Below are 24804 nucleotides of genomic sequence, written 5' to 3'. Positions count from 1 at the left end.
CCATGCACCCCCTGCTCGAACGCCAGATTCGCCGCCACCTTGGCGAACACCCGGAAACGGTCCTGCCGCCCCCGGGCGATGCGGCCTGGGAGCACCTGTTCAACGCCATCGGCGAATCCTACGAGCAGCTGGACCGGGACCTGCTGCTGCGGGAACAGGCCCTCAACCTCACTTCGAAAGAACTCAACCGGCGCAACGACGACCTGCGCCGAGAACTGGCCGAGCGCACCGAGACGGAAGAGGCCCTGCAGCGGGAAAAAGGCGAGCAGGCGGCCCTCATCACCCGGCTCGAGGATGCCAAGCGGCAGCTCCTGTATTCGGAAAAGATGGCCTCCATCGGCCAGCTGGCAGCAGGGGTGGCCCACGAGATCAACAACCCGGTGGGCTTCGTGCAGTCCAACATCAACACCCTGGCCGGCTACGTGGAGGACCTCTTCGCCCTCACCGACCTGCTGGAGGAAGTGGCCGCCGGCCTGCCCGACGATTCGCCCCTGGGGCGCAAGATCCGGGAAAGCTGCGAGCGCTACGACCTGGAATTCCTGCGGGAAGACGTGCCCAAGCTGCTCAGCGAATCCCGGGACGGGGTCAGCCGGGTGCGCAAGATCGTGCAGGACCTGCGGGACTTCTCCCACCCGGACGAAGGCAAGTTCGCCTGGATCGACCTCAACCCGGGCATCGTCTCCACCCTCAACATCGTCAACAACGAGCTGAAGTACAAGGCCGAGGTCATCACCGAGCTGGGGGAACTGCCCTTGATCGAGGCCAACCAGAACCAGCTCAACCAGGTCTTCCTCAACCTGCTGGTGAATGCGGCCCACGCCATCAAGGACAAGGGCGTCATCAACGTGGCCACGCGCCACCTGCCGGAAAGCGGGGAGGTCTGCATCAGCATCGCCGACACCGGCGCCGGCATCCCGCCGGAAAACCTGAAGCGCATCTTCGACCCCTTCTTCACCACCAAGCCGGTGGGCAAGGGCACGGGTCTGGGCCTTTCCCTCTCCTACGGCATCGTGCAGAAGCACCACGGCCGCATCGAGGTGGACAGCCAGGAGCGGGCGGGCACCCTGTTCCAGGTCTTCCTGCCCATCCACCAGCCGGCAGCCAGTGCCGCCGGGGAGGAGGCCGCTCCGGCGGCAGAGGCCAGCGCCGCCGGGCAGCAGGCCTGATCAGCCCTTGCTCTTGGCTTCCAGCTCTTCCCAGCGTTCCAGCAGAAGCAGCAGTTCCTCGTCGATCTCCCCCAGTCTGGCGGAGCAGCGCTGGGCTTCCTGGGGGTCCCGCTGGTACAGGCCCGGGTCTTCCAGGCGCTGGCTGAGGCCGGCCTGCTCCGCCTCCAGGGCGGCAATGCGGTCGGGCAGGGCTTCCAGCTCCTTGTTTTCCTTGTAGCTGAGCTTCACCGGCTTGGCTTTGGCGGCCTTGTCCTCCTTCGGCGCCGCCGCCTTCTCTTCCCTGGCCTGGGCCTTGGCCGCCTGGCTTTCCTCCGCCTGGCGCCTCTGCTGGTAGGCAAACCAGTCGCTGTAGCCGCCGGCGTATTCGTGCCACACCCCGTCGCCTTCGGCGGCGATGGTCTGGGTCACCACGTTGTCGAGGAAGGCCCGGTCGTGACTGACCAGGAACAGGGTGCCCGGGTAGTCCTGCAGCAGCTGCTCCAGCAGCTCCAGGGTTTCGATGTCCAGGTCGTTGGTGGGCTCGTCCAGCACCAGCACGTTGGCGGGACGGGCGAAGAGGCGGGCCAGCAGCAGGCGGTTGCGCTCGCCGCCGGAGAGGGATTTCACCGGCGAACGGGCCCGCTGGGGGGCGAAAAGGAAGTCACCCAGATAGCTGATGACGTGCTTTTTCTCGTTGCCGATTTCCACGTAGTCGGAGCCCGGGGAGATGACGTCGGCCAGGGCCGCCTCCTCATCCAGCTGGCTGCGGAACTGGTCGAAATAGGCCACCTCCACCTTGGTACCCTGGCGCACGCTGCCCTCGTCGGGCTGCAGCTCGCCCAGGATGAGGCGCAGCAGGGTGGTCTTGCCGGCGCCGTTGGGGCCGATGAGGCCGATCTTGTCGCCGCGCATGAGGCGGGTGGAGAAGTCGCGGACGATGGTGCGCTCGCCGTAGCGCTTGGTCACATGGATGAGTTCGGCCACCAGCTTGCCGCTCTTCTCCCCCGAGTCCAGGGCCAGTTCCACCTTGCCCTGGCGCTCGCGCCGGGCCGCCCGCTCGCGCCGCAGCTGCTCCAGGCGCAGCACCCGGCCTTCGTTGCGGGTGCGCCGGGCCTCCACGCCCTTGCGGATCCACACTTCTTCCTGGGCCAGGAACTTGTCGAACTTGGCGTTCACCACCGCCTCGTCGGCCAGCATGCGTTCCTTGCGCTCCTGGTAGGCGGCGAAATTGCCGGGAAAGCTCACCAGCTGGCCCCGGTCCAGCTCCACGATGCGGGTGGCCAGGCGGTTGAGGAAGGCCCGGTCGTGGGTGATGAAGAGCAGGGTGACGTTGGCTTCGAGGAGCAGGTTTTCCAGCCAGGCGATGGCGCCCACGTCCAGGTGGTTGGTGGGTTCGTCCAGCAGCAGCACTTCCGGCGCCACGGCCAGAGCCTGGGCCAGGGCCAGGCGCTTCTTCTGGCCGCCGGAAAGACCGCCCACCCGGGCCTCCGGGTCCAGGGAAAAACGCTGGATGGCAGCTTCGGCCTGGGCATTGACGGCCCAGGCGCCGCGGGCCTCCAGGTCGGTCTGCAACTGGTGCAGGCGGGCCAGCAGGACCTCATGGTCGGCCCCCTCATCCGCCAGGCGGTGGGACACCTCATGGTATTCGGCCAGCAGGGCCGAGGTGTCGCCCATGCCGCCGACCACGGCCTGGAACACGCTCTGTTCCGGATCGAAGGGCGGCTCCTGGGGCACGTAGCCGATGCGGGCGCCGGGCTGGCGCCACACCTCGCCGTCGTCCAGGCCGCCCTGGCCGGCCAGGGCCTTGAGCAGGGAGGACTTGCCGCAGCCGTTGCGGCCGATCAGGGCCACCCGTTCCCCCGGGTCCAGCTGGAAGTCGGCGTGGTCGAGCAGGGGCACGTGGCCAAAGGCAAGGCAGGCGGATTTGAGTTGCAGGTAGGGCACGGAAGGCAGCCGGTGGAAGCAAAGGCCGCTATTGTAGCCTCCCCCGCCGCGGGCCAGTCCCCGGGCTTGCCCGGCGGGGCGCCGCCGCCTTAAGCTTGGCCCCATGAAACCTGCCAGCCACCCCACCGCCCTGCGCCTGCAGGCCCTGCTCCAGGCCGCCGGCCACGACGCCGCCGTGGTCGAGTTCGACCAGCCCACCCGCACCAGCGCCGAAGCCGCCCAGGCCATCGGCTGCAGCGTGGCGGAAATCGCCAAGTCCGTGGTCTTCCGCCGCCGCAGCGACGGCCGCGCCGTGGTGGTGGTGGCCTGTGGCGACCAGCGGGTCAGCGAGAAGAAGGTCAAGGCCCTGGTGGGCGGCCCCATCGAGCGGGCCGAGGCGGAATTCGTGCGCCAGGCCACCGGCTACGCCATCGGCGGCGTCTCGCCCCTGGGCCAGCCCGGAGAGGTGATCCTGCTGCTGGATGGTCTCTTGCAGCGCTTTGCCACCGTCTGGGCCGCCGCCGGCACGCCCTTCTCCGTCTTCCCCCTGGCCCCGGCCGACCTGCAGCGTCTCACCGGCGCGCCCTGGGCCGACGTGCACCAGGAAGCGCCGACCGCCTGAGCCGCCATAAAAAAGCCCGGCAGGTTTCCCCGCCGGGCCGCCATGGACGGGCTGAGCCGCCTCAGACCTTGAAGCGCTGCAGGGCCGTCTGCAGTTCCTGGGCCAGGGTCTGCAGGTTGCGGGCGTACTCGGTGTTCTGGGTGGAGGTGGCGCTGCCCTCTTCCGCCATCTGGGCGATCTGCTCCACCAGACGGGCGATTTCCTGGCTGACCACGCTCTGCTCCCGGGTGCTGTCGGCGATGTCGCGCACCGTGCTGACCGACTTCTCGGTATTGGCATCGATGACCTGCAGGGCCTCGCCGGCCTCCCGGGCCATTTCCACGCCGGCTTCCACCTGACGGCTGACCACCTGCATGCCGGCCACGGCGCTCTGGGTCTCGCCGGTGATGGCAGCGATGGTGTCGGCAATTTCCTGGGTGGAGGAACTGGTGCGCTCGGCCAGCTTGCGCACTTCGTCGGCCACCACGGCGAAGCCCCGGCCCTGTTCCCCGGCCCGGGCCGCCTCGATGGCGGCGTTCAAGGCCAGCAGGTTGGTCTGGTCGGCGATTTCCTTGATCACGCCGACGATGCCGGAAATCTGCTGGGAGCGCTCGCCCAAGCTGTGGATGACCTCGGCGGAGCGGCCGATTTCGCCGGCGATGCGTTCCATTTCCTCCACCGTCTTCTGCACGATGCTGCGGCCCCGATGGGTGGATTCGGCGGCTTCCTCGCCCACCTGGGCGGCGTCGCCGGCGCTGGCGGCCACGTGGGAAATGCTGACGGACATCTGCTCCACCGAGGCGGCCATGCCGGAGGCGGACTGGGACTGCTGCTCCGCCGCGTCCATGGCCTGGTGGGAGGCATTTTCCACTTCGGAGGCGGCCGCATTGACGCGACCGGCGGCGGCGGAAATCTCGCCCACCAGGCTGCGCACATTGGCCGCGGTCACGTTGAGGGAGTGCCCCAGGCGCTGCACCTCGTTGCCGCTGTTGCCGTCCGCATCGCGCACGCTGATGGTCAGGTCCCCGGCGCCGAGGCGGTCCATCTGCACCATGAACTCGGACAAGGGCTTCAGGCGCACATTGACCAGGAAGAAGATCACGGCACAGGAAAGCAGGGCCGCGACGATGCTGGAAATGACCAGGAAATTGCGCAGCTTCATGCTCTCGGCGAGGAACTCGTCCTCCCAGGAGGCACCCACCAGACGCCAGCCCCAGCGTTCCGAGGTACCGGCCACGCCCAGCTTCTTGCGCATCTTGCCGTTGGCGTCCTTCATCTCGTAGGTGAGCAGACCGTCGGGGCCGGCCACGGCCTTGGCGATGCTGTCCCGGGTCTCCCCGTCCATGCCTTCCAGGGTCTTGCCGGCCAGGGTAGGGTGGGCCACGAATTCCACCAGGGTCTTGTCGTCCTTGGTCTAGCGGGCGATGTAGACGTAACCGGTATCGGCCACCTTGACCTTGCCGAAGAGGGCCCGGACATCCCGCAGTTCGCTGTCCAGCTTGATGCGCACGGAAATACCGCCGTAGACCTTGCCCTCCGCCGTCTTCAGGGCCTTCACCGTGCTGAAGTAATAGGTGCCGTTGCGGATGGCCAGGCCACCGTAGTCCTTGCCCTGCAGGATGGCGTCGGCCACCGGGTCGCCGGCCTTGATTTCGGTGCCGTCCTGATAGACCCCGTCCTTCTTCAGCAGGGTGGCGGCCCGGTACAGCTTGCCTTCATGCACGGCCAGCACTGCCGCATCCTCGCCGGTCAGTTCCTGGAAGGCCAGCAGCATCTTGCGGTTAGCGTTGAGCACTTCGCCGCCGGCCCGGATCACCGGCAGGTCCACATTGCCGGTGCGGACCATGCCCGAGCCCAGGTTGAAATCGCCGGGCAGCTGGCGACGGAAGAAATTCATTTGCCGCTCGCCCCGGGCCAGAACGCTGTCGAAGACGCTATCCAGGGTGTCCTGCAGGATACTCATCTGTTCCTTCAGGTCGGATTCGGCCAGGGCCACCGCCGAACGGGACGCCATGGAGGTGGCCATGACGGTCATGGCAGTGAAGATGATGACAAGCAGGGAGGCCGCGACGATGATGATCTGTCGGGCGATGGGCAGTCTGCGGTATAGGTCGAGCATTTTTGAACCCCCTATTTATTATTGGTTGGCTACCCGCCAGGCGGGATGGCTGTGTGCCGGGAACGGTTCCCCACGGCATGTTTCAGCATTATCAATCGCTGATTTACTAAAGTAATACAACTATTTCACGCTGTGACCTAGGTGAATCCCGGACGCCCGCCCCCGGGAAAACCCTGGCCTGTGGCGCGGCTGGCGGCAGCCGGAGGCTGCGCGTACAATACGCGCCCGCGGCTGTCTCCGTAGTTAAATGGATATAACTTTCCCCTCCTAAGGGAAGATTAGTGGTTCGATTCCACTCGGGGACGCCAGTCCCGCCGCCCCACTCCGTAGCACTCCGTAGCACTCCCCACCTAGCCCGTCCCGCCTCGTTCTGCGGCAATCCTGGGCCCGACTCCCTGCTAGCGCTCGTCCCCAGGCCATCCCGGCCTGAAACCCAGTATTGGCGCGCCCGCCGGCCTTGCACCGGCGGGAATGTCCGTCCTGCCTGCCCCGGCGGGCGGGCCTTCAGCCGGCCCAGGCCCGGGCCGCGATCTCCAGGGAGCGCAGGCGCAGGGCCGGCTCGAACACGTCGCACACCAGCATCAGCTCATCGGCCCCGGTGCGGGCCTGCAGGGCGGCCAGGCCCCGGGCCACGGTATCCGGCCCGCCCACCACGGCGACGCCGAGGAAGCCGTTGATGGCGTCCCGCTCGTGGACATGGAGGCTCTCCATGAAACCCTCCCGGGGCGGCGGCAGGCCGGCCCGGTCTCCGCGCAGGATGCCCAGCACCCGCTGCCGGCTGCTGCTGGCGAGGAAATCGGCGGCGGCATCGTTCTCCGCCGCCACCAGGGGCACGCCCACCATGACGTGGGGCCGGCGCAGGGTGGCGGAGGGCTGGAATTCGTGGCGGTAGAGGGCCACCGCCTGGTCCAGCATGGCCGGGGCGAAGTGGGAGGCGAAGGCATAGGGCAGACCCCGGGCCGCCGCCAGGCGGGCGGCGAAGAGGCTGGAGCCGAGCAGCCAGATTGGCACCTGGGTGCCGGCCCCTGGTACCGCCACCACGGCCTGGCCCGGCTGCAGGGGACCCAGCAGGCGCTGCAGCTCGGCCACCTCCCGGGGGAAGTCGGCCTCCGTCTCCACCCGATCCCGGCGCAGGGCGCGCATGGTGGTCACGTCCGTGCCGGGGGCCCGGCCCAGACCCAGGTCGATGCGGCCCGGATAGAGTTCGGCCAGGGTGCCGAAGGCTTCGGCCACCACCAGGGGCGCGTGGTTGGGCAGCATGATGCCGCCGGCCCCGACCCGGATGCGGGAGGTGGCGCCGGCGATGTGCCCCACCAGCACGGCGGTGGCGGAGCTGGCGATGCCCGGCATGTTGTGGTGCTCGGCCAGCCAGTAGCGGGTGAAGCCGAGGGCTTCCACATGACGGGCGGTGTCCCGGGCGATGGTCAGGGCCTGGGCGATGCTGCCCCCTTCCCGCACCGTCACCAGATCGAGCAGGGAGAGGGAGGCCTTGCCGGTGGTGGTCATGGATTTTTTCCTTCCGGTCCCGCCGCCGGGACCACGATGGGATTGCGTTTGCTGGCCAGCCAGCCGAAGAAGGAGAGCAGGGCCAGGCCGCCGCCGATGAGCAGGATGCCCGCCACCTCGCTGGCCTGGAAGGCCTCGCCGAAGGTCAGGCGGGAGGAAAGGATGGCCACCACCGGGGTGCCCAGCACCGAGAGGCTGGCCTCCCAGGCCGGCACCCGGTCCAGGATGTAGATCCACAGCCACCAGCAGAGGGCCGTGCTGGCCACGGACATGAACATGAGGATGCCGACGTAGGACAGGTTCCAGTCCGTCGGGTGTTCAGGAACGACCAGGGCCAGCAGGGTCAGGGGCACGGCGCCGATGATCATCTGCCAGGTGGTGAGCACCAGCAGGTCCACCGGCTGGGCACCGCGCAGGCGCTTGATGAGGATGGTGCCGACGGCCCAGCAGAGGGCGGCCATGAGGCCGAGGAACTTGCTGAAGAGGCTCGAATGCATGTCCCAGGGCGCGATGATGAGCAGAAGGCCGACCAGGGTGCTGCCGGCGGCCAGCCACTGCTTGCCCCGCACCCGCTCGCCCAGGATGGGCCAGGCCAGCAGCAGGGTCCAGATGGGCATGGTGAAGATGAGCACGGCGGTCTTGCCCGGCCCCCCTTCCACCAGGGCCCAGGTCTGGAAGACCATGAAGCCGGCCACCTGGGTCAGGCCGATGGCCAGGGTCTGGCCCGGGGCCACCAGCCTGAGGGGCTTGCCCAGCAGGCGCAGCACCACCACCAGGGCCAGGGCGGCGCCGATACATCGCTCCGCGGCGAAGGCGAAGGGGGCGGCATGGGCCAGGCCCTGCTTGGCCAGGACCCAGGTGTAGCCCCAGGTGAGGGAAAGGACGACCAGGGCCAGGAGCGGCAGCCAGCGGCGATAGGCGTTCATGGAAATTCCGTCAAAAGGATGAAGGCGCCGCGATGGCCGAAGCCGCCGCGGCGTGGGTAGGGCTGTCGCTCAGGCCAGGGCCGGGTAGTCGGTGTAACCCTCGGCGCCGCCGCCGTACAGCTTGTCGGCCCGCAGTTCGTTGAGGGGGGCGCCGCTCTTGAGGCGGTGGGGCAGGTCCGGGTTGCTGATGAAGGGCCGGCCGAAGGCCACCAGGTCGGCATGGCCACTGGCCACCGCCGCTTCGGCGCTGGCGCCGCTATAGCCGTTGTTCACCATCCAGGTGCCGCCGAAGGCCCGGCGCAGGGCCTCGTAGTCGAAGGCGGGAGCGCCTTCGGGCTGGCGCGGGCCGCCGGTCTCGCCTTCGATGACGTGCAGGTAGGCCAGACCCAGGGGCGCCACCTGCTCCACCACATAGCCGTAGAGGGCCTGGGGATTGCTGTCCAGGGGCGCGGCGAAGGTGGTGAGGGGGCTCAGGCGCAGGCCGGTGCGGCCGGCGCCGATTTCCCCGGCCACGGCCCGCACCACTTCCAGCAGCAGCCGGGCCCGGTTGGGGATGGAGCCGCCATAGGGGCCGCTGCGGTCATTGACGCTGTCACGCAGGAACTGTTCCAGCAGGTAGGTGTTGGCGCCATGCACTTCCACCCCGTCGAAGCCGGCGGCGATGGCGTTGCGGGCAGCCTTCCGATAGTCCTCCACCAGGGCCGGCAGTTCCTCGTCGGCCAGGGCACGGGGCGCGGACACGTCCACGAAGCCTTCCTTGGTGAAGGTCTTGGTGGGGGCCGGACGGGCGGTGGAGGAGACCGGGGCGGCGCCGCCGGGCAGCAGGGAAGAATGGGAGATGCGGCCCACGTGCCACAGCTGCAGGACGATGCGGCCGCCAGCGCCATGGACGGCGTCGGTCACCTGGCGCCAGGCCGCCACCTGCTCCTCGCTGTAGATGCCCGGGGTGTCCAGGTAGCCCTGGGCCATGGGGCTGATGGGGCTGGCCTCGGCGATGATGAGGCCGGCACTGGCGCGCTGGCGGTAGTACTCCACCGTCAGGGGGCCGGGCTTGTTGCCGGCGATGGCCCGGTTGCGGGTCAGGGGTGCCATGACGATGCGGTTGGCCAGGGAAATGTCGCCGACGGTGACGGGATCGAACAGGGAAGGCATGGATTGGCTCCTCGAAAAGGATGTTGCTGATTAGACCGGTCGTCTATGACTGCGAAACAATAAAAGGGCCGCCACTGGGGCGGCCCCGGGGGAAAACTCAGGGGGTCAGCATCTTGCGGGTGAAGGCCATGGCGTTCTCCAGGGAGGCCCGGTTGCGGTGCAGCTTGCCCAGCAGGCTGGCGCCCAGCCACAGCTGGTACAGGGTCTGGGCCGTCTCCCGGGGTTCCAGGGGCGGCAGGGAGGCATCGGCCACGCCGGCTTCCACCAGGGCCGCCAGGCGTGCCACGATCTGCTCGGTACCGTCCCGCAGGGTGATGCGCATGGCGTCGGAGAGATCGGCCACTTCGGCACTGAGCTTCACCACCAGGCACTTCTGGGCATTGCAGGCGTCGCTCTGGGCATCCATCCAGCGCTGCCAGTAGCGTTCCAGCCGTTCCCGGCCGCTGGCGGCGGGGTCCCGGCTCAGCTCGTCGATGCGCTCCAGGTAGCCGGCGAAGTGGTCCTGCAGCAGGGCCTGACCGAACTGCTCCTTGGACTCGAAGTAGTGGTAGAAGGAGCCCTTGGGCACCCCGGCTGTCTTGAGAATTTCATTGAGGCCGACGGAAGAAAAGCCCTTGCCGGCGATGAGCCCCTTGCCGCTGTCCAGGATGTGCTGACGGGTATTGTCGTAGCGAGTGTTCATGGCCGCCACAATACCAACAATTAGACCAGTCGTCTAGTCTTAAATGGAGGCCGAAGGGAAGCCGCCATCGGCGTGACTTATCTCATACCCCGACGCCGGGAACGAGGCGATATACTTCGGCGATGAACCATCCAGCCGCGCCGACCATGGCCCCTCCTCCCACCTGCATCGACTGCAAGCACGCCCTGGAAGTGGCCGAAGAACCGGGCATGGTGGCCTGCACGGCCCACCTGGAGTACTTCCCCGCCGACCACCCGGCCACCTGCGCCGACTTCATCTACCCCCCCCATCACCACTGTCTTTGTCGGCAGGAACACTGAAGAGGACCGTCCGGTCGCAAAAAAGCCCGCAGCAGCGGGCTTTTTTCATGGCCGGGGCCACAAGGCTCAGGCGGAGCGGGGGGCGAACATGATGATGGCCATGCCGGCCAGGGCCACCGTGGCGCCGACTCCGTCCCATAGGGTGGGGCGGATGCCGTCCACCAGCCACAGCCAGAGCAGGGCGACGCCGATGTAGACGCCGCCGTAGGCCGCGTAGGTGCGGCCGGCGGCCTGGGGATGGAGGGTCAGCAGCCAGGCGAACAGGCCCAGGCTGAAGGCCGCCGGCAGCAGCAGCCAGACCGAGCCCCCCTTTTTCAGCCACAACCAGGGCAGGTAGCAACCGATGATTTCCGCCACGGCGGTGGCGACGAACAGCAGCAGGGCCTGCAGGGCGGGCATCAGGGGCGCCGCAGCAGCAGGTGCTGGCGGATCATGTCCGGCACCTTGAGGCGCAGCAGGTCGCCGGGCTGGCTGGAGAGCCAGTTGTTGAAAAGGCCGGCGGTGAAGGACAGGGTGTCGTAGGCGGCCCCCTCCGGGTCCAGGCCGGGGCGCAGGTAGCCTTTGTCGGCGGCGCGCTGGTAGGAGCGGATGAGCTTGGCGAGGAAGTCCATGCAGGGTTTGTTGACTTCCTGCAGCACCTGCGCAAATTCATCCACATACTCGCAGCGCAGGGTCATAATCTCGAAAACCTGACGGACTTCCGAACGTCCGTCGATGATGCGGAAAAACGCCAGCAGGCTCTGCTCGATGCCGTCGAGGGGATTCGGGAGATCCGGCGAATCCAGGTAGGCATCCACCTCGTCCAGCACCGCCAGGGAATCTTCCCGCATGGCGAAGAACAGTTCTGCCTTGTTCTCGAAATGCCAATAGACGGCGCCCCGGGTTACTCCGGCCACCCGGGCGATCTTTTCCAGGGACGTACGGCTGACGCCGCATTCGTGGAATACGCAGCGGGCCGCATCGATGATTTCGCGCCGGGTCTGTTCCGCCTCGGCCTTGGTTTTCCTGACCATGCTTCCTTCCTCTGGAACGGCGCCTGGCGCCGCTCCGCGAACCATTGGCCCCGCCTGCACACCAAGTGTTTGCCGGGCCGTTTGATACACAACGTTACAAATAGGTCGATTTACATACAACCTTGATTGTATATAATCATCAGCATAATTCAAAGTCCGGAGTTCCACTCATGTCGTCCACCCAACAATCTCCCGCCCCCCTCCTCCGCCTGCGGCCGGCTGCCGCCGCCCTGGTGCTGGCCCTCGGCCTGGCTGCCTGTTCCGGTGAAAACGCCGCCCCCCAGGGCGGCGCCCCCCAGGCCCTGCCGGTGACCGTGTTGGAAATGCAGCCCCAGAACCTGCCGGCCTCCCTGGAGCTGATGGCCCAGACCGAAGGTGCCAAGGAAACGGAAGTGCGCGCCCGGGTGGGCGGCATCCTGATGAAGCGCCTGTACCAGGAAGGTGCCCTGGTGAAGGCCGGCCAGCCCCTGTTCCAGATCGACCGGGCGCCCTACGAGATCGCCCTGGCCGAAGCCAAGGCCAAGGCCGAGCAGACGGCCCGGGAAGAAGGCCGCCTGAAGGGCCTGCTGGCCCGCCAGGCCGTGAGCCAGAAGGAATACGACGATGCGGCCTCCAACAACGCCATCGCCCAGGCCGCCCTGCGCCAGGCCCAGCTGAACCTGTCCTGGACCACCGTCACCGCCCCCGTTTCCGGCACCTCCGGCCGGGCCGTGAAGTCCGAAGGCAACCTCATCAACACCTCCGACGCCAGCCTGCTCACCTCCGTGTACCAGGCCAATCCGATGTGGGTGCGCTTCGGCCTCTCCGAGTCCGACACCGCCAACCTGCCCGGCGGCCAGCTGAAGGCCGAGATGGTCAGCGGTGTCGAACTGATCCTTCCCGACGGCAGCGTCTATGACAAGCCGGGCAAGATCAACTTCCTCGCCTCCACCATCGACACCACCCTGGGCACCCAGCAGCTGCGCGCCGAATTCGATAACAGCGACGGCAAGCTGCTGCCCGGCCAGTTCGTGCGCGTGCGCCTGCTCACCGGCAACCGGGAAGGCGTCTTCCTGGTGCCCCAGGCTGCCGTCATGCAGACCGAACAGGCCCGCCTGGTGATGGTGGTGGACGCCGAAAGCAAGGTCGCCCCGCGCCCGGTGCAAACCGCCGAATGGCGCGGCAAGGACTGGGTCATCACCGGCGGCCTCAAGGCCGGCGACAAGGTGATCGTGGACAACCTGATGAAGGCCCGCCCCGGTGCGCCCGTGGCGCCCCACGGTCCCCAGGCTGCACCCGGCGCCCCTGGCGCCGCTCCGGGCACCCCGGCCCAGGGCCAGCCTGCCGCCGCCAAGCCGGCCGATGCCGCCCCCGCCGCCGCGCCTGCCAAGGGCGCCGAGGGTGATGCCGCCAAGACGCCCGCCCAGCCTGCTGCCCAAGGCAAGCAATAAGCTGAGCCAGAAAGGGATTCGAACCCAACATGTCACGCTTTTTCATCAATCGACCGATCTTCGCATCGGTCATCTCCATCGTCATCGTCATCGCCGGGATCATGGCATCCCGGGTGCTGCCCATTTCCCAGTACCCGGAAATCGCGCCGCCGACGGTGATCATTTCCGCCTCCTACCCCGGCGCCTCCGCCGAAACCCTGGCCAAGACCGTCGCCGCCCCCATCGAGGAGCAGCTTTCCGGCGTTGAAAACCTGATGTATTTCAACTCCACGGCCTCCGCCAACGGCTCCCTCTCCATCACCGCCACCTTCGAGGTCGGCACCGATGTGGACATGGCCACGGTGAACGTGAACAACCGGGTCAAGATCGCCGAGCCGCGCCTGCCGGACGTGGTGCGCCAGTACGGCGTGACCGTGCAGAAGCGTTCCAACGACATCCTGATGGTGGCTGCCATCACCTCGCCGGAAGGCACCCGCACGCCCCTGTATCTGTCCAACTACGCCCTGGTCAATATCCTGGACGACCTGAAGCGCATCCCCGGCGTCGGCGATGCCCAGATCTTCGGCGCCCTGGACTACTCCATGCGGCTGTGGCTGCGGCCCGACCGCATGGCCCAGCTGGGGGTGACGACGACGGAAATCTCCAACGCCATCGCCGCCCAGAACAAGCAGAACGCCGCCGGCAAGATCGGCCAGGAGCCGGCCCCCAACGGCCAGCAGCTGGTCTACACGGTGACTGCCAAGGGCCGCCTGACGACGCCGGAGCAGTTCGGCAACATCGTCATCCGCGCCGACGGCCCCAAGGGCGCCCTTTACCTGAAGGACGTGGCCCGGGTCGAGCTGGGTGCCCAGAACTATGACGCCTCCACTGCCCTGATGGGCAAGCCCGTGGTCGGCGTCGGCATCTTCCTGCAGTCCGGCGCCAATGCCCTGGACGTGGCCAAGAAGGTGAAGCTGCGCATGGACGAACTGAAGCAGAAGTTCCCCAGCGACGTGGATTACGTGGTCCCCTTCGACACCACCAAGTTCGTCCAGGCCTCCATCACCGAAGTGGTGCACACCCTGGTGGAAGCCCTGGTCCTGGTGGCCATCGTCGTCTTCGTCTTCCTGCAGAACTGGCGCGCCACGGTGATTCCCCTGGTGGCCGTGCCCGTCTCCCTGATCGGCACCTTCGCCGGCCTGTGGCTGTTCGGCTTCTCCATCAACACCCTGACCCTGTTCGCCATGGTGCTGGCCATCGGCATCGTGGTGGACGACGCCATCGTGGTGCTGGAAAACGTCGAGCGCCTGATGTGGGAAGAGAAGATGGCGCCCAAGGAAGCGGCCATCGAAGCCATGCGCGAAGTTTCCAGCGCCGTGGTGGCCATCGTCCTGGTGCTGTGCGCGGTGTTCATCCCCGTCGCCTTCCTCGGCGGCATCGCCGGCATGCTGTACAAGCAGTTCGCCGTCACCGTGGCCATCTCAGTCACCCTCTCCGGCATCGTCGCCCTGACCCTGACGCCGGCCCTGTGCGCCCTGCTGCTGCAGCCCAAGCATGAAGAGCCGGCCATCTTCCGTCCCTTCAACCGCCTCTTCGAGCGCTTCACCAAGTCCTACACCGACACGGTGAACAAGACCCTGCATCACCGCATCATCGGCACCGTGGCCTGCGTCGTCATCCTCGGCGGCAGCTTCTTCATGTTCCGCGCCGTGCCCGGCGGCTTCGTGCCGGCGGAAGACCAGGGCTACCTGATCAGCGCCCTGATGCTGCCCGACGGCGCCAGCCTGCAGCGCACCCGCGCCACCGGCGACCAGTTCCAGTCCATGATCAAGCAGGACGAGGCAGTGGACCGGGTCTTCGTCATCGCCGGCAACGACATCATCGGCGGCGGCATGAAGCCCAATGCCGGCACCGTCTTCATCCCGCTCAAGGACTGGGACGAACGCAAGGCCGGCGCCGACGACCTGGCGAAGAAGTTCATGGGCATGGGCATGATGCTGCCGGACGGCCTCGGCCTGGTGTTCAACCCGCCCGCCATCCGCGGCCTGGGCAACGCCGGCGGTTTCGAAGCCTACATCCAGGCCCGCGGCGATGCCGATCCCCAGAAGCTCTCCGGTGTCGTGCAGCAGTTCATGGAAGGCCTGAAAAAGCGCCAGGAACTGGTGGGCATCAACACCTTCTTCCGCCCCACCTCGCCCCAGCTGAGCGTCGAGGTCAATGAAGCCAAGGCCATCTCCATGGGCATCGCCGTCAGCGACGTGTACCAGACGCTGCAGGCCACCATGGGCACCCTCTACGTCAATGACTTCAACCTCAACGGCCGCACCTACCGGGTGCAGCTCCAGGCCGACGGCCAGTTCCGCTCCAAGCCGGAAGATCTGGGCCGGGTGTACGTTAAGAGCAGCAGCGGTTCCATGGTGCCCGTCTCGGCCCTGATCAAGGTCAAGTCCGTGGTCGGCCCGGAACAGCTGGAGCGCTTCAACGGCTTCCTCTCCGCCAAGGTCATGGGCAGCTCCGTGCCCAAGGTCAGTACCGGCGACGCCATCAAGATCGTCGAGGAAGTGGCCAAGGAAACCCTGCCCGCCGGCTACGAGCTGGAATGGACCGGCCAGGCCTTCCAGGAAAAGCGCACCGGCACCACTTCCGCCGTCGCCTTCGGCTTCGGCATCATCATGGTGTTCCTGATCCTGGCGGCCCAGTACGAGAAGTGGTCCCTGCCCCTGGCGGTGATCCTGGCCGTGCCCTTCGCCCTCTTCGGCGCCCTGGCGGCGGTGATGATCCGCGGCATGCCCAACGACATCTACTTCCAGATCGGCCTGGTGGTGCTGATCGGCCTGGCGGCGAAGAACGCCATCCTGATCGTCGAGTTCGCCGCCCAGAAGCGGGCGGAAGGCCTCGGCGTGCTGGAGGCGGCCCTGGAAGGTGCCCGCCTGCGCTTCCGCCCCATCGTCATGACCTCCCTGGCCTTCATCCTCGGCGTCTTCCCCCTGGTCAAGGCCACCGGGGCCGGCGCCGCGGCGCGCAAGTCCATGGGCACGGGCGTGTTCGGGGGCATGCTGGCCGCCACCTTCATCGCCACCATCTTCATTCCCATGTTCTTTACCTGGCTGTCGGGCCGCCGTGCCAACCTGCCGGAAGGCTCCTACCACCACGTTGCGCACGATAACAAGGAGGAAGGCCAATGAGCCGCCCTGCATCCCACGCCCCCTTCGCCCTGAGCCAGGGCCTGGTCGCCACCCTGACCCTGCTGGCCCTCGCCGGCTGCGCCGTGGGCCCCGACTACAAGCGCCCCGAAGCCACCCTGCCGGAAGCCTACGTGGCCACCGCCGAAGCCGCCCCGGCGGCCCAGGCGCCGGTGGAAAAGGAATGGTGGAAGCTGTTCCAGGACGCCACCCTGAACGACCTGGTGCGCCAGGCCCAGGAGCACAACCACGACCTGCTGCTGGCCGTGGCCCAGGTGGAAGAGGCCGAAGGTGTGGCCCGGGAAGCGGGCGCCGCCTTCTTCCCCCAGATCGACGCCAACGCCAGCGGCGGCCGCAACGAGATCAGCATGAAGACCGACCCCCTGCCGGCGGCCAATACCCAGCGTCTGCGGGACAGCCGCAAGGCCAGCCTCAGCACCTCTTTCGAGATCGACGTGTGGGGCAAGCTGCGCCGCGCCAACGAGGCCGCCCGGGCCCAGCTGCTCTCCAGCCGCTACGCCCGGGACACGGTGGAATTGTCCGTCGCCTCCCTGGTGACCAATGCCTACCTCACCCTGCGCGCCGCCGACGCCGACCTGGCCCTGACCCGGGACACCGTAGCCACCCGGGAAAAGGCCCTGGACATCGTCAAGAGCAAGCAGGAAGCCGGCAGTGCCTCGCCCCTGGACCTGCACCAGGCCGAAAGCACCCTGGCCACCGCCCAGGCCCAGGCCGCCAGCCTGCGCCGGCAGCGGGCCGTGGCCGAGACCCAGCTGGCCCTGCTCACCGGCAAACCCGACCTGAAGATCGCCGCCGGCGACCTGCGCCAGCTGCCCCTGCCGCCGGTGCCCCCGGCAGGCCTGCCCTCCTCCCTGCTGGAAGCCCGCCCGGACATCCGCCAGGCCGAGGAGACCCTGGTGGCAGCCAATGCCAAGATCGGCGTCGCCAAGGCCGCCCTCTACCCCAGCCTGTCCCTCACCGGCAGCCTGGGCAGCGAGAGCGCCGCCCTCACCAACCTGTTTACCTCGGCCGCCGGCGCCTGGTCCCTGGGGCTGGCCGCCACCATGCCGATCTTCGACTTCGGCCGTAACGCAGCCCGGATCGACCAGGCCACGGCCAAGCAGAAACAGGCTCTGATCAGCTACCAGAAGACGGTGCAGACCGCCTTCAAGGAAGTGAACGACGCCCTGGTGGGACTGCGGGAAAACGGCGAAGGGGAACGGGCCCAGGAGAAGCGGGTGCAGGCCACCCAGAAGACCCTGGAACTGGCCCAGCTACGCTACGAGGCCGGCTATTCCGCCTTCCTCGAAGTGCTTGACGCCCAGCGCAGCGCCAACGACGCCCTGCTGGACTACGTCAGCACCCGCCAGGCCCGCCTGACCTCCGCCGTGGACCTGTTCAAGGCCCTGGGCGGCGGCTGGAAGGACGACTTCAAGGCCGAATCCCTGAAGAACTCCGGCAACGACCAGGCCGCCGCGCCGGTGGCCAAGGCCGGCCAGTAAGGCTCAAACCCCCGAGGCCGGCACCCCCGCCGGCTTCTTCAGCCCCTCCCGCATGCGCCGGAGGGGCTTTTTTTTGACGGGTAGGGAACAGCGTCCCGCGGTGCCGCACGACGCGACCGGGCCCTGCGTCTCAGTCCGGCCCCTTTTCGTAGGCGGAAAGAGAAACGCCGGCGTGCCCCAGAAATTCCCGCAGCTGCTTGATGTCGGTCTTGGAGCAGGTGGAACTGTTGTGAGGATGGTGGAAGAAGCCTTCCACCTTGTTCAGCACCACCCGGTAGCGGGCGCCGTGGATCGGCTCGACGGCGGCCCCCAGATGGTGCAGCAGGGATTCGACCTCGCGCCAGTGGATGTTGGCGCTCAAGGGGTCCTGGAAAATACTGCGCAACAGGTTGGCGTGCTTGTGGCTCATGGCAGTACTCCGCAAGGGAAGATCACCGCCCCATTCTACGCGCCGCGCCGGGCCAAGCTAGCCGTCTTTGCGAGCACCAAAGAAAAGCCCATGCAAGCATCGCATGGGCTTTCCGTTGCTGCCTCCCTGGCCCTTCAGGCTCGGGAATCCGGCTTTTCGCCGTCGTTGGTGCTACCCGGTAATCTCAAAAGACAAGCCTATCTGCAACGGTCATAGGGTCTCCTTGAAACACGGCGACTGCCAACTGCCATCGTGGGTGCCGCCAGCCACGACACAGTTCCAGACTAGCACAGCCGCCACGGAAAGCCTACGGGGAAAATCCTTACGGCGCTCCTTCGACGTAGTAGTCGATGCGGCCCCGGGGCGCCAGATACTCCACCACTTCCAGGGGCATGTTGGCCGGGTTGAGAGTGCTCTCCACGTTCAGCTCGGCTTCCTTGAGGTCGAGCATGAGGGCCTCATGGCGGGGAATATCGGCGTCGTAGAGCATCACCAGGGGCTGCAGCAGGCGGTTGGGGTTGCTTTCCACCACCAGGCCCACGGCGCCGTTGGAGAGGGTGACGAAGGTGCCGGGCGGATAGACCCCCAGCACCTTGACGAAACGTTGCAGCAGATCCGGATCGAAGGCCCCGCTTTCCTTCTTGAAGAGATGGCCCAGGGCCTCCGCCGGGGTCTTGGCGCTCTGGATGTCGAAGGGGTTGCACAGGTTGTCGTAGCGATTGGCCAGGGCAGCGATGCGGGCCAGACGGGGAATCTTGTCTCCGGCCAGGCGGTTGGGGAAACCGTTGCCGTCCCAGCGCTCATGGTGGCAGGCAATGATGTTGCGGGCCGGCACGGCCATGCCCTTGGCCCCGGCCACGGCCTTGATGCCGTAGCCCACGTGGGCCCGGTAGTACTCCTCTTCCGGCGGGGTGCGGGTGGTGGCGCGCAGGATGCGGGGAGGAATCTCGGTCTTGCCGGCGTCGTGCAGCAGGGCGCCCACCCCCAGGTATTTCATCTCCTCTGCCGACAGCTCCGCCGCCTTGCCCAGCAGCAGGGACAGCACCATGACGTTGATGGAGTGGAAGGCCAGGCCTGCCTCCCGCACCTTCTGGCTCATCAGCTGGATGACCACGCTCTCCGAGCCCATCAGGCCATCGACGATGCGGCTGGCCAGCTTCTGGGCTTCGGCGTGGGCCTCCGCCGGCTGGGGGCCGAGGGTCTTGAGGATTTCCGAGGCGGCGCTGATTTCCTGATCGTATTCCCGCTCGCGCCGGGCCAGGCGTTCCCGCTGGCGCCGCACCCGCTCCATGCGCAGTTTCTTCTCGTCGAGCATGCCGGCCAGGGCCGCCGCACCGAAATCCACCTCTTCCGGCGCGGCGCTGCGGGCCACTTCGGGCAGGGGCACGGTGGTGCTGCGCTGGGGATCCCAGGGCACGTCCTCCAGGCCCATTTCCTTCAGGACCTGGATCTGCTTCTCGCTGGAGATGCGGAACTCGTTGAGCAAAAAGGGATGGCGCACCCAGCCCACATGGGACAGGGAGATGAAGAGGCCGGGCTGGAGCCGGTTGATGCTGACACGCTGCATGGCTATCGGTGAGTGAGGGCTGGCGGCATTGTAGACCACGTAAGGGCTGGCGGCACGAGGAGAAATGCCCTTTTTCAGGGAGATTCCCCGGGGTCCGACCTAGGGTTTCACCCGGGACCGTATTTTGTCCGTTTCAATATACTGGAATCCGTTATCCGGATACCCACGTCATCCCTTGAAGCTGACACCGATGCCCGAACTGTCCCGCCCACCCGCCAGCAATCCCCACTCCGCCTCGGCCCAGGGGCGGCGCCTGGTGTGGACCTTCGCCCTGGCCCTGCTGGTGCTCAACTGGTGCGCCATCACCTTCAAGATCCACAACGAGGAAAGCCTGGAAATCGCCTCCATCAACCAGGACAACCTGAACCTGGCCCGGGCCCTGGAAGAGCACACCCTGCGCACCCTGAAGAGCGTGGATCAGGCGGTGATGTTCCTCAAGTACCAGTACGAGCGGCATCCGGAGAAGGTGGACATCGCCGCCTACGTGCGGGACGGGATGATCTTCTCCAATCTCTTCAACCAGCTGGGCATCATCGATGAGCACGGCAAATACATCCTCTCCAACCTGCCCAACCACAAGGTGCTGGACCTCTCGGACCGGGAGCATTTCCGCGTGCACATCGCCCGCGACACGGGCCAGCTCTTCGTCAGCAAGCCGGTGCTGGGGCGGGCCTCGGGTAAATGGTCGCTGCAGCTGACCCGCCGCATCAACAAGCCGGACGGCAGTTTCGGCGGCGTCGTGGTGGTCTCCCTGGACCCCCTCTACTTCACCCAGCTCTATGCCGACGTTAACCTGGGCCCCCACAGCGTCATCACCCTGCTGGGGCTGGACGGCATCGTCCGCGCCCGCAAGTCGGGCAAGGATGAACAGGTGGGCCAGAGCCTGGCCAACAGCCCCATCCTGACGGCAGCCAGCAAGGAGGCCAGCGGCACCCTGGAACTCACCAGCAGCATCGACAAGATCGACCGCTTCTTCGCCTACCGGGTCCTTTTCGACTATCCCCTGATGGTGATCGTCGGCAGCGACCGCAACGAGGCCCTGGCCGAAACCCGGCACCGGGCCTGGAGCTACCTGGCCTTCGGCGGCCTCGTCACCCTCATCGTGCTGGCCTTCTCCTGGGGCATCGGCCTGCTGCTGGCGCGCCTGGAACAGAGCCGGGCCAAGGCGGAAGAGGCCAACCGGCTCAAGTCCGAGTTCCTCGCCTCCATGTCCCACGAACTGCGCACGCCCCTCAACGGCATCATCGGCTATGCCGAACTGCTGCAGGAAAGCACCGACGACCAGGACCTGCGGGAATACGCCGGCACCATCCACAGCAGCGGCAGCCACCTGCTGGAACTGGTCAACTCCATCCTCGACCTGGCCAAGATCGAAGCGGGGCGCTTCGAACTGGCGCCGACCCTGGAGCCGCTCCAGCCCCTGTTGCAGCGGGTGGTGCAGGCCCACCAGCCCCAGGCCGACGGCAAGGGCCTGGCCCTGAACCTGGAAATCGACCGGGACGTGCCCCGGCAGCTGCTGTGCGACCACCTGCGCCTGACCCAGGTGCTCAACAATCTGGTGCACAATGGGGTGAAATTCACCGATCGGGGTACAGTGGACGTGAGCGTACGCAGGGATGGCAAGCGCATCCGCTTTGCGGTGCGCGACAGCGGCCCCGGCATCGCCCCGGCGGATCAGGAGACGATCTTCGACAAGTTCCGCCAGGGCGAGAGCTTCGCCACCCGGCGCCAGGGCGGCAGCGGCCTGGGCCTGGCCCTGTCGCGCCAGCTGGTGGAACTGATGGGCGGACGCCTGACGCTACAATCCGAACCGGGCCGGGGCAGCGAGTTCTACTTCACGCTGCCCATCGGCGAGAAGGAGGAATGATGAAAGTGCTGGTGGTAGACGACCACAAGGTCAATCGCATGTTGCCCCGCGCCATCCTCAGCAAGCTGGGGATCGAGGTGCTGGAAGCGGACTCCGGCGAGGCGGCCCTGGAATGCCTGGCCCGGACGCCGGAGGTGGATCATGTGCTGCTCGACGTGAGCATGCCCGGCATGACCGGCATCGAGGTCTGCCAGCGCCTGCGGGAAGAGGAAAGGACCCGGGGCCTGCACATCATCGCCTACACCGCCCACGCCTTTGCCAGCGAGAAGAACCAGATCATGGAAGCGGGTTTCGACGACCTGCTGATCAAGCCCATCAACCGGGAAGGCCTGTTGCAGGCCCTGGGCATGGCCCAGTAGGGTTCCACCGCACCAACTCCCGCGGCAGCAGCGCCGCCCCTAGCGGTCGAACTGCTGCAAGCCCTGCAGCAACGCCTCCAGCGCCAGCCGCAGTTCCGCCAGATGGGCCGGCTGCACCGCTTGGTGGGGCGCCAGGCGCTCCACCTCGGTCGCCTGCTGCACCAGCGGCGAAGGGCCGAAATTGGCCGCCGCACCGCGCAGGGAATGGGCCACCCGCCCCAGGCGCTCCCAGTCAGCCGCGGCCAGGGCCTCCTCCATCGCGGCCATTTCCAGCCGCGCCAATCCGGGAAAGACGTCGCCGATGATCTGCAGCACGTCCCTGTCGGCCCCTTCCAGCATCCTGCCGTAGTCGAAGCCCCCCTCTTCCTGCCCGGGCCGGGCCAGACCCGCCAGCACTTCCTGCAGGTCCTTCTGCTGTAGGGGCTTCAGCAGGTAGCCGTCCATGCCGGCCACCAGCCCCCGTTGCCGGTCCTCCCGCCGCGCCGCCGCCGACAGGGCGTAGATGCGCAGAGGCGCCAGGCCCCTGGCCTGTTCGTCGGCCCGGATCAGGCGGGTCGCCTGCTCGCCCCCCATCTCCGGCATCTGCATGTCCATCAGCACCAGGTCGAAGCGCCGGCGGGCCGCTGCCGCCACCGCCTCCCCGCCGTGGCGGGCCAGGGTCACCCGGTGGCCCATGCGTTCCAGCATGTTGCGCATGAGCTGCTGGTTGACCGGATGGTCTTCCGCCAGCAACACCTCCAGGCCTGCCGGCGGCGTGCCGGCAGCCTCCGCCACCGTGGCGGGGACCCCGGCCACGGCGGGCTCCAGCAATGCCTGCAGGCTGCGCCACAGCTCGTCGGCCAGGGCCGGCTTGCCGAGGTAATGTCCCACGCCCAAAGCCTTGCAACGGGCGATCTCCTGGCGCATGCGGCTGGGGCTGAGCAGCATCAGCAGCGGCACCCGGCCGGGACTCCGGGCCAGGTGCTCGAGCAGGTCCCCAGCGTCGCCGTCGACCGGACGGGAATCGGCCACCACGCCGTCCCACTGCCCCTGTTCCAGCAAGGCCAGCCCTTCGGCACCGCTGGCCGCAGCCACCACCGTCGCCCCCCAGGACGCCAGCAGCCCCTGCAGGCGACAACGCTGGCGGGCATTGGCCACCACCAGCAGTAGGGCCGGCTTGCCGGACAGGCGGCGTTCCGGTTCTGGCGCGGCCGCCCCGTCCGTCGGTAGCTGCAGGGTGAAATGGAAGGCGCTGCCCTGGCCGGGCACGCTGTCCACCCAGATGCGCCCCCCCATCAGTTCGCACAGGCGGCTGCAGATGGTCAGTCCCAGGCCGGTGCCGCCGAAGCGCCGGGTGGTGGAACTGTCTTCCTGGGCGAAGGCCTCGAAGATGTGCTCCTGCTTTTCCGGGGCAATGCCGATGCCCGTGTCGCTGACGCAAAAGTACAGCACCTGCCCCGCCGCCCCGGGTTCAGCCAGTTCCACCGCCACCTCGATCTCGCCCCGCTCGGTGAACTTGATGGCGTTGCCCAGCAGATTGAGCAGGATCTGGCGCAGGCGCCCCGGATCGCCGAGCAATCGCCGCGGCACCCCGGGACCGCGCCGGGCCAGCAGTTCCAGGCCCTTCTGGTCGGCCCGCACCGCCACCGTGCGCAGGGCATCGGCGCAGACCTTCTCCAGGTCGAAGGGAATCAGTTCCACATCCAGCCGCCCGGCCTCGATCTTGGAGAAGTCCAGGATGTCGTCGATGATCGACAGCAGGGCGTTGGCGGACATCTGTACCGCTTCCAGATAGTCCCGCTGTTCCTCGGTCAGCTCCGTATCCAGGGCCAGCTCGGTCATGCCGATGACCCCGTTCATGGGGGTGCGGATTTCGTGGCTCATGTTGGCCAGGAAGTCGCTCTTGGCCCGGTTGGCATTCTCGGCCGCCTCCTTCGCCCGCAGGATTTCCGCCTCCCAGCGCTTGCGCTCGGAGATATCCATGATGGTGCCCACCAGGCCGCGCACGCTGCCGTCCGGCCGGGTCAGGGCCGCCTTGTTGTAGAGGGTGTCGTAGCGGGCGCCGGCAGGGGTGATGAGCTCGATTTCGTAGCTCTGCCGCCCGCCCCGGGCAAACACCTCCTCATCCCGGGCCACGTGCTGTTCGGCCAGTTCCGGCGGCAGCAGGTCCCGCACGTGGCGGCCGATCCAGAGGCTCGGCTCGATGCCGAAGAAATCGGCGAAGGCCTTGTTGAAGCCCTGGTAACGGCCCTGGGTGTCCTTGAAATAGAGGGGAACCGGCAGGGTGTCGAGCACCTGGCGGGAAAAGTGCAGTTGCTCGTCCAGGCGCGCCTCGGCCAGTTTGCGCGCCGTGATGTCGGTGCGGATGGCGATGTACTGGTAGGGCACGCCCAGGTCGTCGAAGAAGGGCACCACGGTGGCGCTGACCCAATACAGGCGGCCGTCCTTGCTGCGGTTGCAGACCTCGCCCTGCCACACCCGGCCATGGACGATGGTGTCCCACATCTCCTGGTAGAAGGCGGGGGGATGGATGCCGGACTTGACCACCCGGTGGTTGCGCCCCACCAGTTCCTCCCGGGAATAGCCGCTGATTTCGCAGAAGCGGTCGTTGGCCTCGATGATGAAGCCTTCCACGTCGGTGACGCTGACGATGGCGTGCTGGTCCAGGGCGAACTTCTGCTGCTCCAGGCTGGAATGGGCCTGGTGCAGGCGGATGCGGCTCGACTCCCGCTCCCGCACCAGGGTGTCCATCAGCTGGGAGAGGGATTCCAGGCTGGCATCCTCCGGGCTCAGGGCCGGCAGTCCCATCTGGCCGAGGAGGCGGTTGGCGGTTTCCCGCAGGGAGGCGATGGACTGCTCCCGTGCCACCAGTTCCTGCTCCTGGCGGGCATAGGCCCGGTTCAGGTCCTCCGACGACAGTTCCAGGCTGCGGGTACGCAGGGCCTGGTCCCGCTCCGCCTGGGCATAGGCCTCCCCCACCCGGCGCAGGAAGGCCGGCAGGCCCGCCAGGGCCACCGCCACATCCGGCGCGATGTCCTCCCGGGCCGCCAGGTGCAGCAGCTTGTCGCACAGGGGTTGCAGTTCCGCCTCGCCCGCCACCCCGAGGGAGCCTTTCAACTGGCGCAGCAGCAGGCGGTGCATGG

At 67.4% G+C, this 24804-nt stretch carries 19 protein-coding genes, 1 tRNA gene and 1 pseudogene; 9 read left to right on the top strand and 12 right to left on the bottom strand.

The features are described 5' to 3' along the window. The first annotated feature begins 2 nt into the window (after positions 1–2). Positions 3–1166, top strand: coding sequence for an ATP-binding protein (locus AC3QLZ_RS16295; RefSeq protein ID WP_492783274.1), 1164 nt, complete (start codon positions 3–5; stop codon positions 1164–1166). Here AC3QLZ_RS16295 and AC3QLZ_RS16290 read toward each other — a convergent pair whose 3' ends face one another. Next, entirely contained in the window at positions 1167–3089 is a 1923-nt protein-coding gene (locus AC3QLZ_RS16290) for an ATP-binding cassette domain-containing protein (RefSeq protein ID WP_492783273.1), read from the bottom strand. Between the two features lie 103 nt (positions 3090–3192). Between AC3QLZ_RS16290 and AC3QLZ_RS16285 the strand changes: the two genes are divergently transcribed. Next, positions 3193–3690: a YbaK/EbsC family protein gene (locus AC3QLZ_RS16285; RefSeq protein ID WP_492783272.1), complete on the top strand. Its 498-nt coding sequence runs from the start codon at positions 3193–3195 to the stop codon at positions 3688–3690. 61 nt (positions 3691–3751) lie between these two features. On the opposite strand, the gene AC3QLZ_RS16280 is transcribed toward AC3QLZ_RS16285, so the two are convergent. Then, positions 3752–4456, bottom strand: coding sequence for a methyl-accepting chemotaxis protein (locus tag AC3QLZ_RS16280; RefSeq protein WP_492783639.1), 705 nt, complete (start codon positions 4454–4456; stop codon positions 3752–3754). Between the two features lie 420 nt (positions 4457–4876). Beyond that, positions 4877–5632 (bottom strand): annotated as a pseudogene (locus AC3QLZ_RS16275) (Cache 3/Cache 2 fusion domain-containing protein); the annotation flags it as partial. A gap of 389 nt (positions 5633–6021) precedes the next feature. On the opposite strand from AC3QLZ_RS16275, the gene AC3QLZ_RS16270 reads away from it, so the two are divergent. Beyond that, positions 6022–6096 (top strand) — tRNA-Arg (locus AC3QLZ_RS16270). Between the two features lie 196 nt (positions 6097–6292). On the opposite strand, the gene AC3QLZ_RS16265 is transcribed toward AC3QLZ_RS16270, so the two are convergent. The 4 genes from AC3QLZ_RS16265 to AC3QLZ_RS16250 all read right to left on the bottom strand — a co-directional run bounded on the left by AC3QLZ_RS16265 (position 6293) and on the right by AC3QLZ_RS16250 (position 10054). Beyond that, on the bottom strand, positions 6293–7294 hold the full coding sequence (locus AC3QLZ_RS16265; RefSeq protein ID WP_492783271.1) for an LLM class flavin-dependent oxidoreductase: 1002 nt from the start codon (positions 7292–7294) through the stop codon (positions 6293–6295). Then, a complete protein-coding gene (locus AC3QLZ_RS16260) occupies positions 7291–8220 on the bottom strand; it encodes a DMT family transporter (RefSeq protein WP_014236952.1) in 930 nt (309 codons plus the stop codon). Before AC3QLZ_RS16260 ends, AC3QLZ_RS16265 begins: the two co-directional genes overlap by 4 nt. Before the next feature lie 69 nt (positions 8221–8289). After that, positions 8290–9372: an alkene reductase gene (locus AC3QLZ_RS16255; RefSeq protein WP_014236951.1), complete on the bottom strand. Its 1083-nt coding sequence runs from the start codon at positions 9370–9372 to the stop codon at positions 8290–8292. A 97-nt stretch (positions 9373–9469) separates the two neighbouring features. Further along, positions 9470–10054 carry a TetR/AcrR family transcriptional regulator gene (locus AC3QLZ_RS16250; RefSeq protein WP_014236950.1) on the bottom strand — a complete coding sequence of 195 codons (585 nt, stop codon included), beginning with the start codon at positions 10052–10054 and terminating at the stop codon, positions 9470–9472. A 146-nt stretch (positions 10055–10200) separates the two neighbouring features. On the opposite strand from AC3QLZ_RS16250, the gene AC3QLZ_RS16245 reads away from it, so the two are divergent. Continuing rightward, positions 10201–10374 (top strand): hypothetical protein, encoded by a 174-nt coding sequence (locus AC3QLZ_RS16245; protein WP_014236949.1) that lies wholly within the window; start codon positions 10201–10203, stop codon positions 10372–10374. Positions 10375–10440: 66 nt separating this feature from the next. Here AC3QLZ_RS16245 and AC3QLZ_RS16240 read toward each other — a convergent pair whose 3' ends face one another. Further along, the gene (locus AC3QLZ_RS16240; RefSeq protein ID WP_014236948.1) at positions 10441–10773 is read right to left on the bottom strand and encodes a YnfA family protein; all 333 of its coding nucleotides are present in this window, start codon (positions 10771–10773) and stop codon (positions 10441–10443) included. After that, positions 10773–11387, bottom strand: coding sequence for a TetR family transcriptional regulator (locus AC3QLZ_RS16235; RefSeq protein ID WP_014236947.1), 615 nt, complete (start codon positions 11385–11387; stop codon positions 10773–10775). Before AC3QLZ_RS16235 ends, AC3QLZ_RS16240 begins: the two co-directional genes overlap by 1 nt. Before the next feature lie 170 nt (positions 11388–11557). Here AC3QLZ_RS16235 and AC3QLZ_RS16230 point away from each other — a divergent pair, with 170 nt between their 5' ends. The 3 genes from AC3QLZ_RS16230 to AC3QLZ_RS16220 are packed head-to-tail and all read left to right on the top strand — an operon-like array spanning position 11558 to position 17480. Next, entirely contained in the window at positions 11558–12817 is a 1260-nt protein-coding gene (locus tag AC3QLZ_RS16230; RefSeq protein WP_014236946.1) for an efflux RND transporter periplasmic adaptor subunit, read from the top strand. Between the two features lie 29 nt (positions 12818–12846). Beyond that, on the top strand, positions 12847–15981 hold the full coding sequence (locus AC3QLZ_RS16225; RefSeq protein WP_014236945.1) for an efflux RND transporter permease subunit: 3135 nt from the start codon (positions 12847–12849) through the stop codon (positions 15979–15981). After that, positions 15978–17480 (top strand): efflux transporter outer membrane subunit, encoded by a 1503-nt coding sequence (locus AC3QLZ_RS16220; protein ID WP_014236944.1) that lies wholly within the window; start codon positions 15978–15980, stop codon positions 17478–17480. The genes AC3QLZ_RS16225 and AC3QLZ_RS16220 overlap by 4 nt, the downstream gene beginning before the upstream one ends. A gap of 130 nt (positions 17481–17610) precedes the next feature. On the opposite strand, the gene AC3QLZ_RS16215 is transcribed toward AC3QLZ_RS16220, so the two are convergent. Both AC3QLZ_RS16215 and AC3QLZ_RS16210 read right to left on the bottom strand, forming a co-directional pair. Then, positions 17611–17889, bottom strand: a complete 279-nt coding sequence (locus AC3QLZ_RS16215) for a type II toxin-antitoxin system HicA family toxin (RefSeq protein WP_014236943.1) — start codon at positions 17887–17889, stop codon at positions 17611–17613. Between the two features lie 322 nt (positions 17890–18211). After that, positions 18212–19456 carry an HD-GYP domain-containing protein gene (locus tag AC3QLZ_RS16210; protein ID WP_014236942.1) on the bottom strand — a complete coding sequence of 415 codons (1245 nt, stop codon included), beginning with the start codon at positions 19454–19456 and terminating at the stop codon, positions 18212–18214. Positions 19457–19646: 190 nt separating this feature from the next. Here AC3QLZ_RS16210 and AC3QLZ_RS16205 point away from each other — a divergent pair, with 190 nt between their 5' ends. After that, a complete protein-coding gene (locus AC3QLZ_RS16205; protein WP_014236941.1) occupies positions 19647–21323 on the top strand; it encodes a cache domain-containing sensor histidine kinase in 1677 nt (558 codons plus the stop codon). Further along, on the top strand, positions 21320–21682 hold the full coding sequence (locus AC3QLZ_RS16200) for a response regulator (protein WP_043798013.1): 363 nt from the start codon (positions 21320–21322) through the stop codon (positions 21680–21682). Before AC3QLZ_RS16205 ends, AC3QLZ_RS16200 begins: the two co-directional genes overlap by 4 nt. Positions 21683–21721: 39 nt before the next feature. On the opposite strand, the gene AC3QLZ_RS16195 is transcribed toward AC3QLZ_RS16200, so the two are convergent. Next, a complete protein-coding gene (locus tag AC3QLZ_RS16195) occupies positions 21722–24802 on the bottom strand; it encodes a hybrid sensor histidine kinase/response regulator (protein WP_014236939.1) in 3081 nt (1026 codons plus the stop codon). Between the last annotated feature and the right edge of the window lie 2 nt (positions 24803–24804).

Source organism: Azospira sp. MPR-LB4 (genome assembly GCF_058809525.1).
The sequence above is the reverse complement of the archived record's forward strand: the minus strand, read 5'-3'. Positions and strand labels throughout refer to the sequence as shown.

What these genes read in the sequence shown, in the direction of transcription:
- AC3QLZ_RS16295 (WP_492783274.1), top strand. Translation starts at nt 3, where the DNA reads ATGCACCCCCTGCTCGAACGCCAGATTCGCCGCCACCTTGGCGAACAC.
- AC3QLZ_RS16285 (WP_492783272.1), top strand. Translation starts at nt 3,193, where the DNA reads ATGAAACCTGCCAGCCACCCCACCGCCCTGCGCCTGCAGGCCCTGCTC.
- AC3QLZ_RS16280 (WP_492783639.1), bottom strand. Translation starts at nt 4,456, where the DNA reads ATGTCCGTCAGCATTTCCCACGTGGCCGCCAGCGCCGGCGACGCCGCC.
- AC3QLZ_RS16265 (WP_492783271.1), bottom strand. Translation starts at nt 7,294, where the DNA reads ATGACCACCACCGGCAAGGCCTCCCTCTCCCTGCTCGATCTGGTGACG.
- AC3QLZ_RS16260 (WP_014236952.1), bottom strand. Translation starts at nt 8,220, where the DNA reads ATGAACGCCTATCGCCGCTGGCTGCCGCTCCTGGCCCTGGTCGTCCTT.
- AC3QLZ_RS16255 (WP_014236951.1), bottom strand. Translation starts at nt 9,372, where the DNA reads ATGCCTTCCCTGTTCGATCCCGTCACCGTCGGCGACATTTCCCTGGCC.
- AC3QLZ_RS16250 (WP_014236950.1), bottom strand. Translation starts at nt 10,054, where the DNA reads ATGAACACTCGCTACGACAATACCCGTCAGCACATCCTGGACAGCGGC.
- AC3QLZ_RS16245 (WP_014236949.1), top strand. Translation starts at nt 10,201, where the DNA reads ATGGCCCCTCCTCCCACCTGCATCGACTGCAAGCACGCCCTGGAAGTG.
- AC3QLZ_RS16240 (WP_014236948.1), bottom strand. Translation starts at nt 10,773, where the DNA reads ATGCCCGCCCTGCAGGCCCTGCTGCTGTTCGTCGCCACCGCCGTGGCG.
- AC3QLZ_RS16235 (WP_014236947.1), bottom strand. Translation starts at nt 11,387, where the DNA reads ATGGTCAGGAAAACCAAGGCCGAGGCGGAACAGACCCGGCGCGAAATC.
- AC3QLZ_RS16230 (WP_014236946.1), top strand. Translation starts at nt 11,558, where the DNA reads ATGTCGTCCACCCAACAATCTCCCGCCCCCCTCCTCCGCCTGCGGCCG.
- AC3QLZ_RS16225 (WP_014236945.1), top strand. Translation starts at nt 12,847, where the DNA reads ATGTCACGCTTTTTCATCAATCGACCGATCTTCGCATCGGTCATCTCC.
- AC3QLZ_RS16220 (WP_014236944.1), top strand. Translation starts at nt 15,978, where the DNA reads ATGAGCCGCCCTGCATCCCACGCCCCCTTCGCCCTGAGCCAGGGCCTG.
- AC3QLZ_RS16215 (WP_014236943.1), bottom strand. Translation starts at nt 17,889, where the DNA reads ATGAGCCACAAGCACGCCAACCTGTTGCGCAGTATTTTCCAGGACCCC.
- AC3QLZ_RS16210 (WP_014236942.1), bottom strand. Translation starts at nt 19,456, where the DNA reads ATGCAGCGTGTCAGCATCAACCGGCTCCAGCCCGGCCTCTTCATCTCC.
- AC3QLZ_RS16205 (WP_014236941.1), top strand. Translation starts at nt 19,647, where the DNA reads ATGCCCGAACTGTCCCGCCCACCCGCCAGCAATCCCCACTCCGCCTCG.
- AC3QLZ_RS16200 (WP_043798013.1), top strand. Translation starts at nt 21,320, where the DNA reads ATGATGAAAGTGCTGGTGGTAGACGACCACAAGGTCAATCGCATGTTG.
- AC3QLZ_RS16195 (WP_014236939.1), bottom strand. Translation starts at nt 24,802, where the DNA reads ATGCACCGCCTGCTGCTGCGCCAGTTGAAAGGCTCCCTCGGGGTGGCG.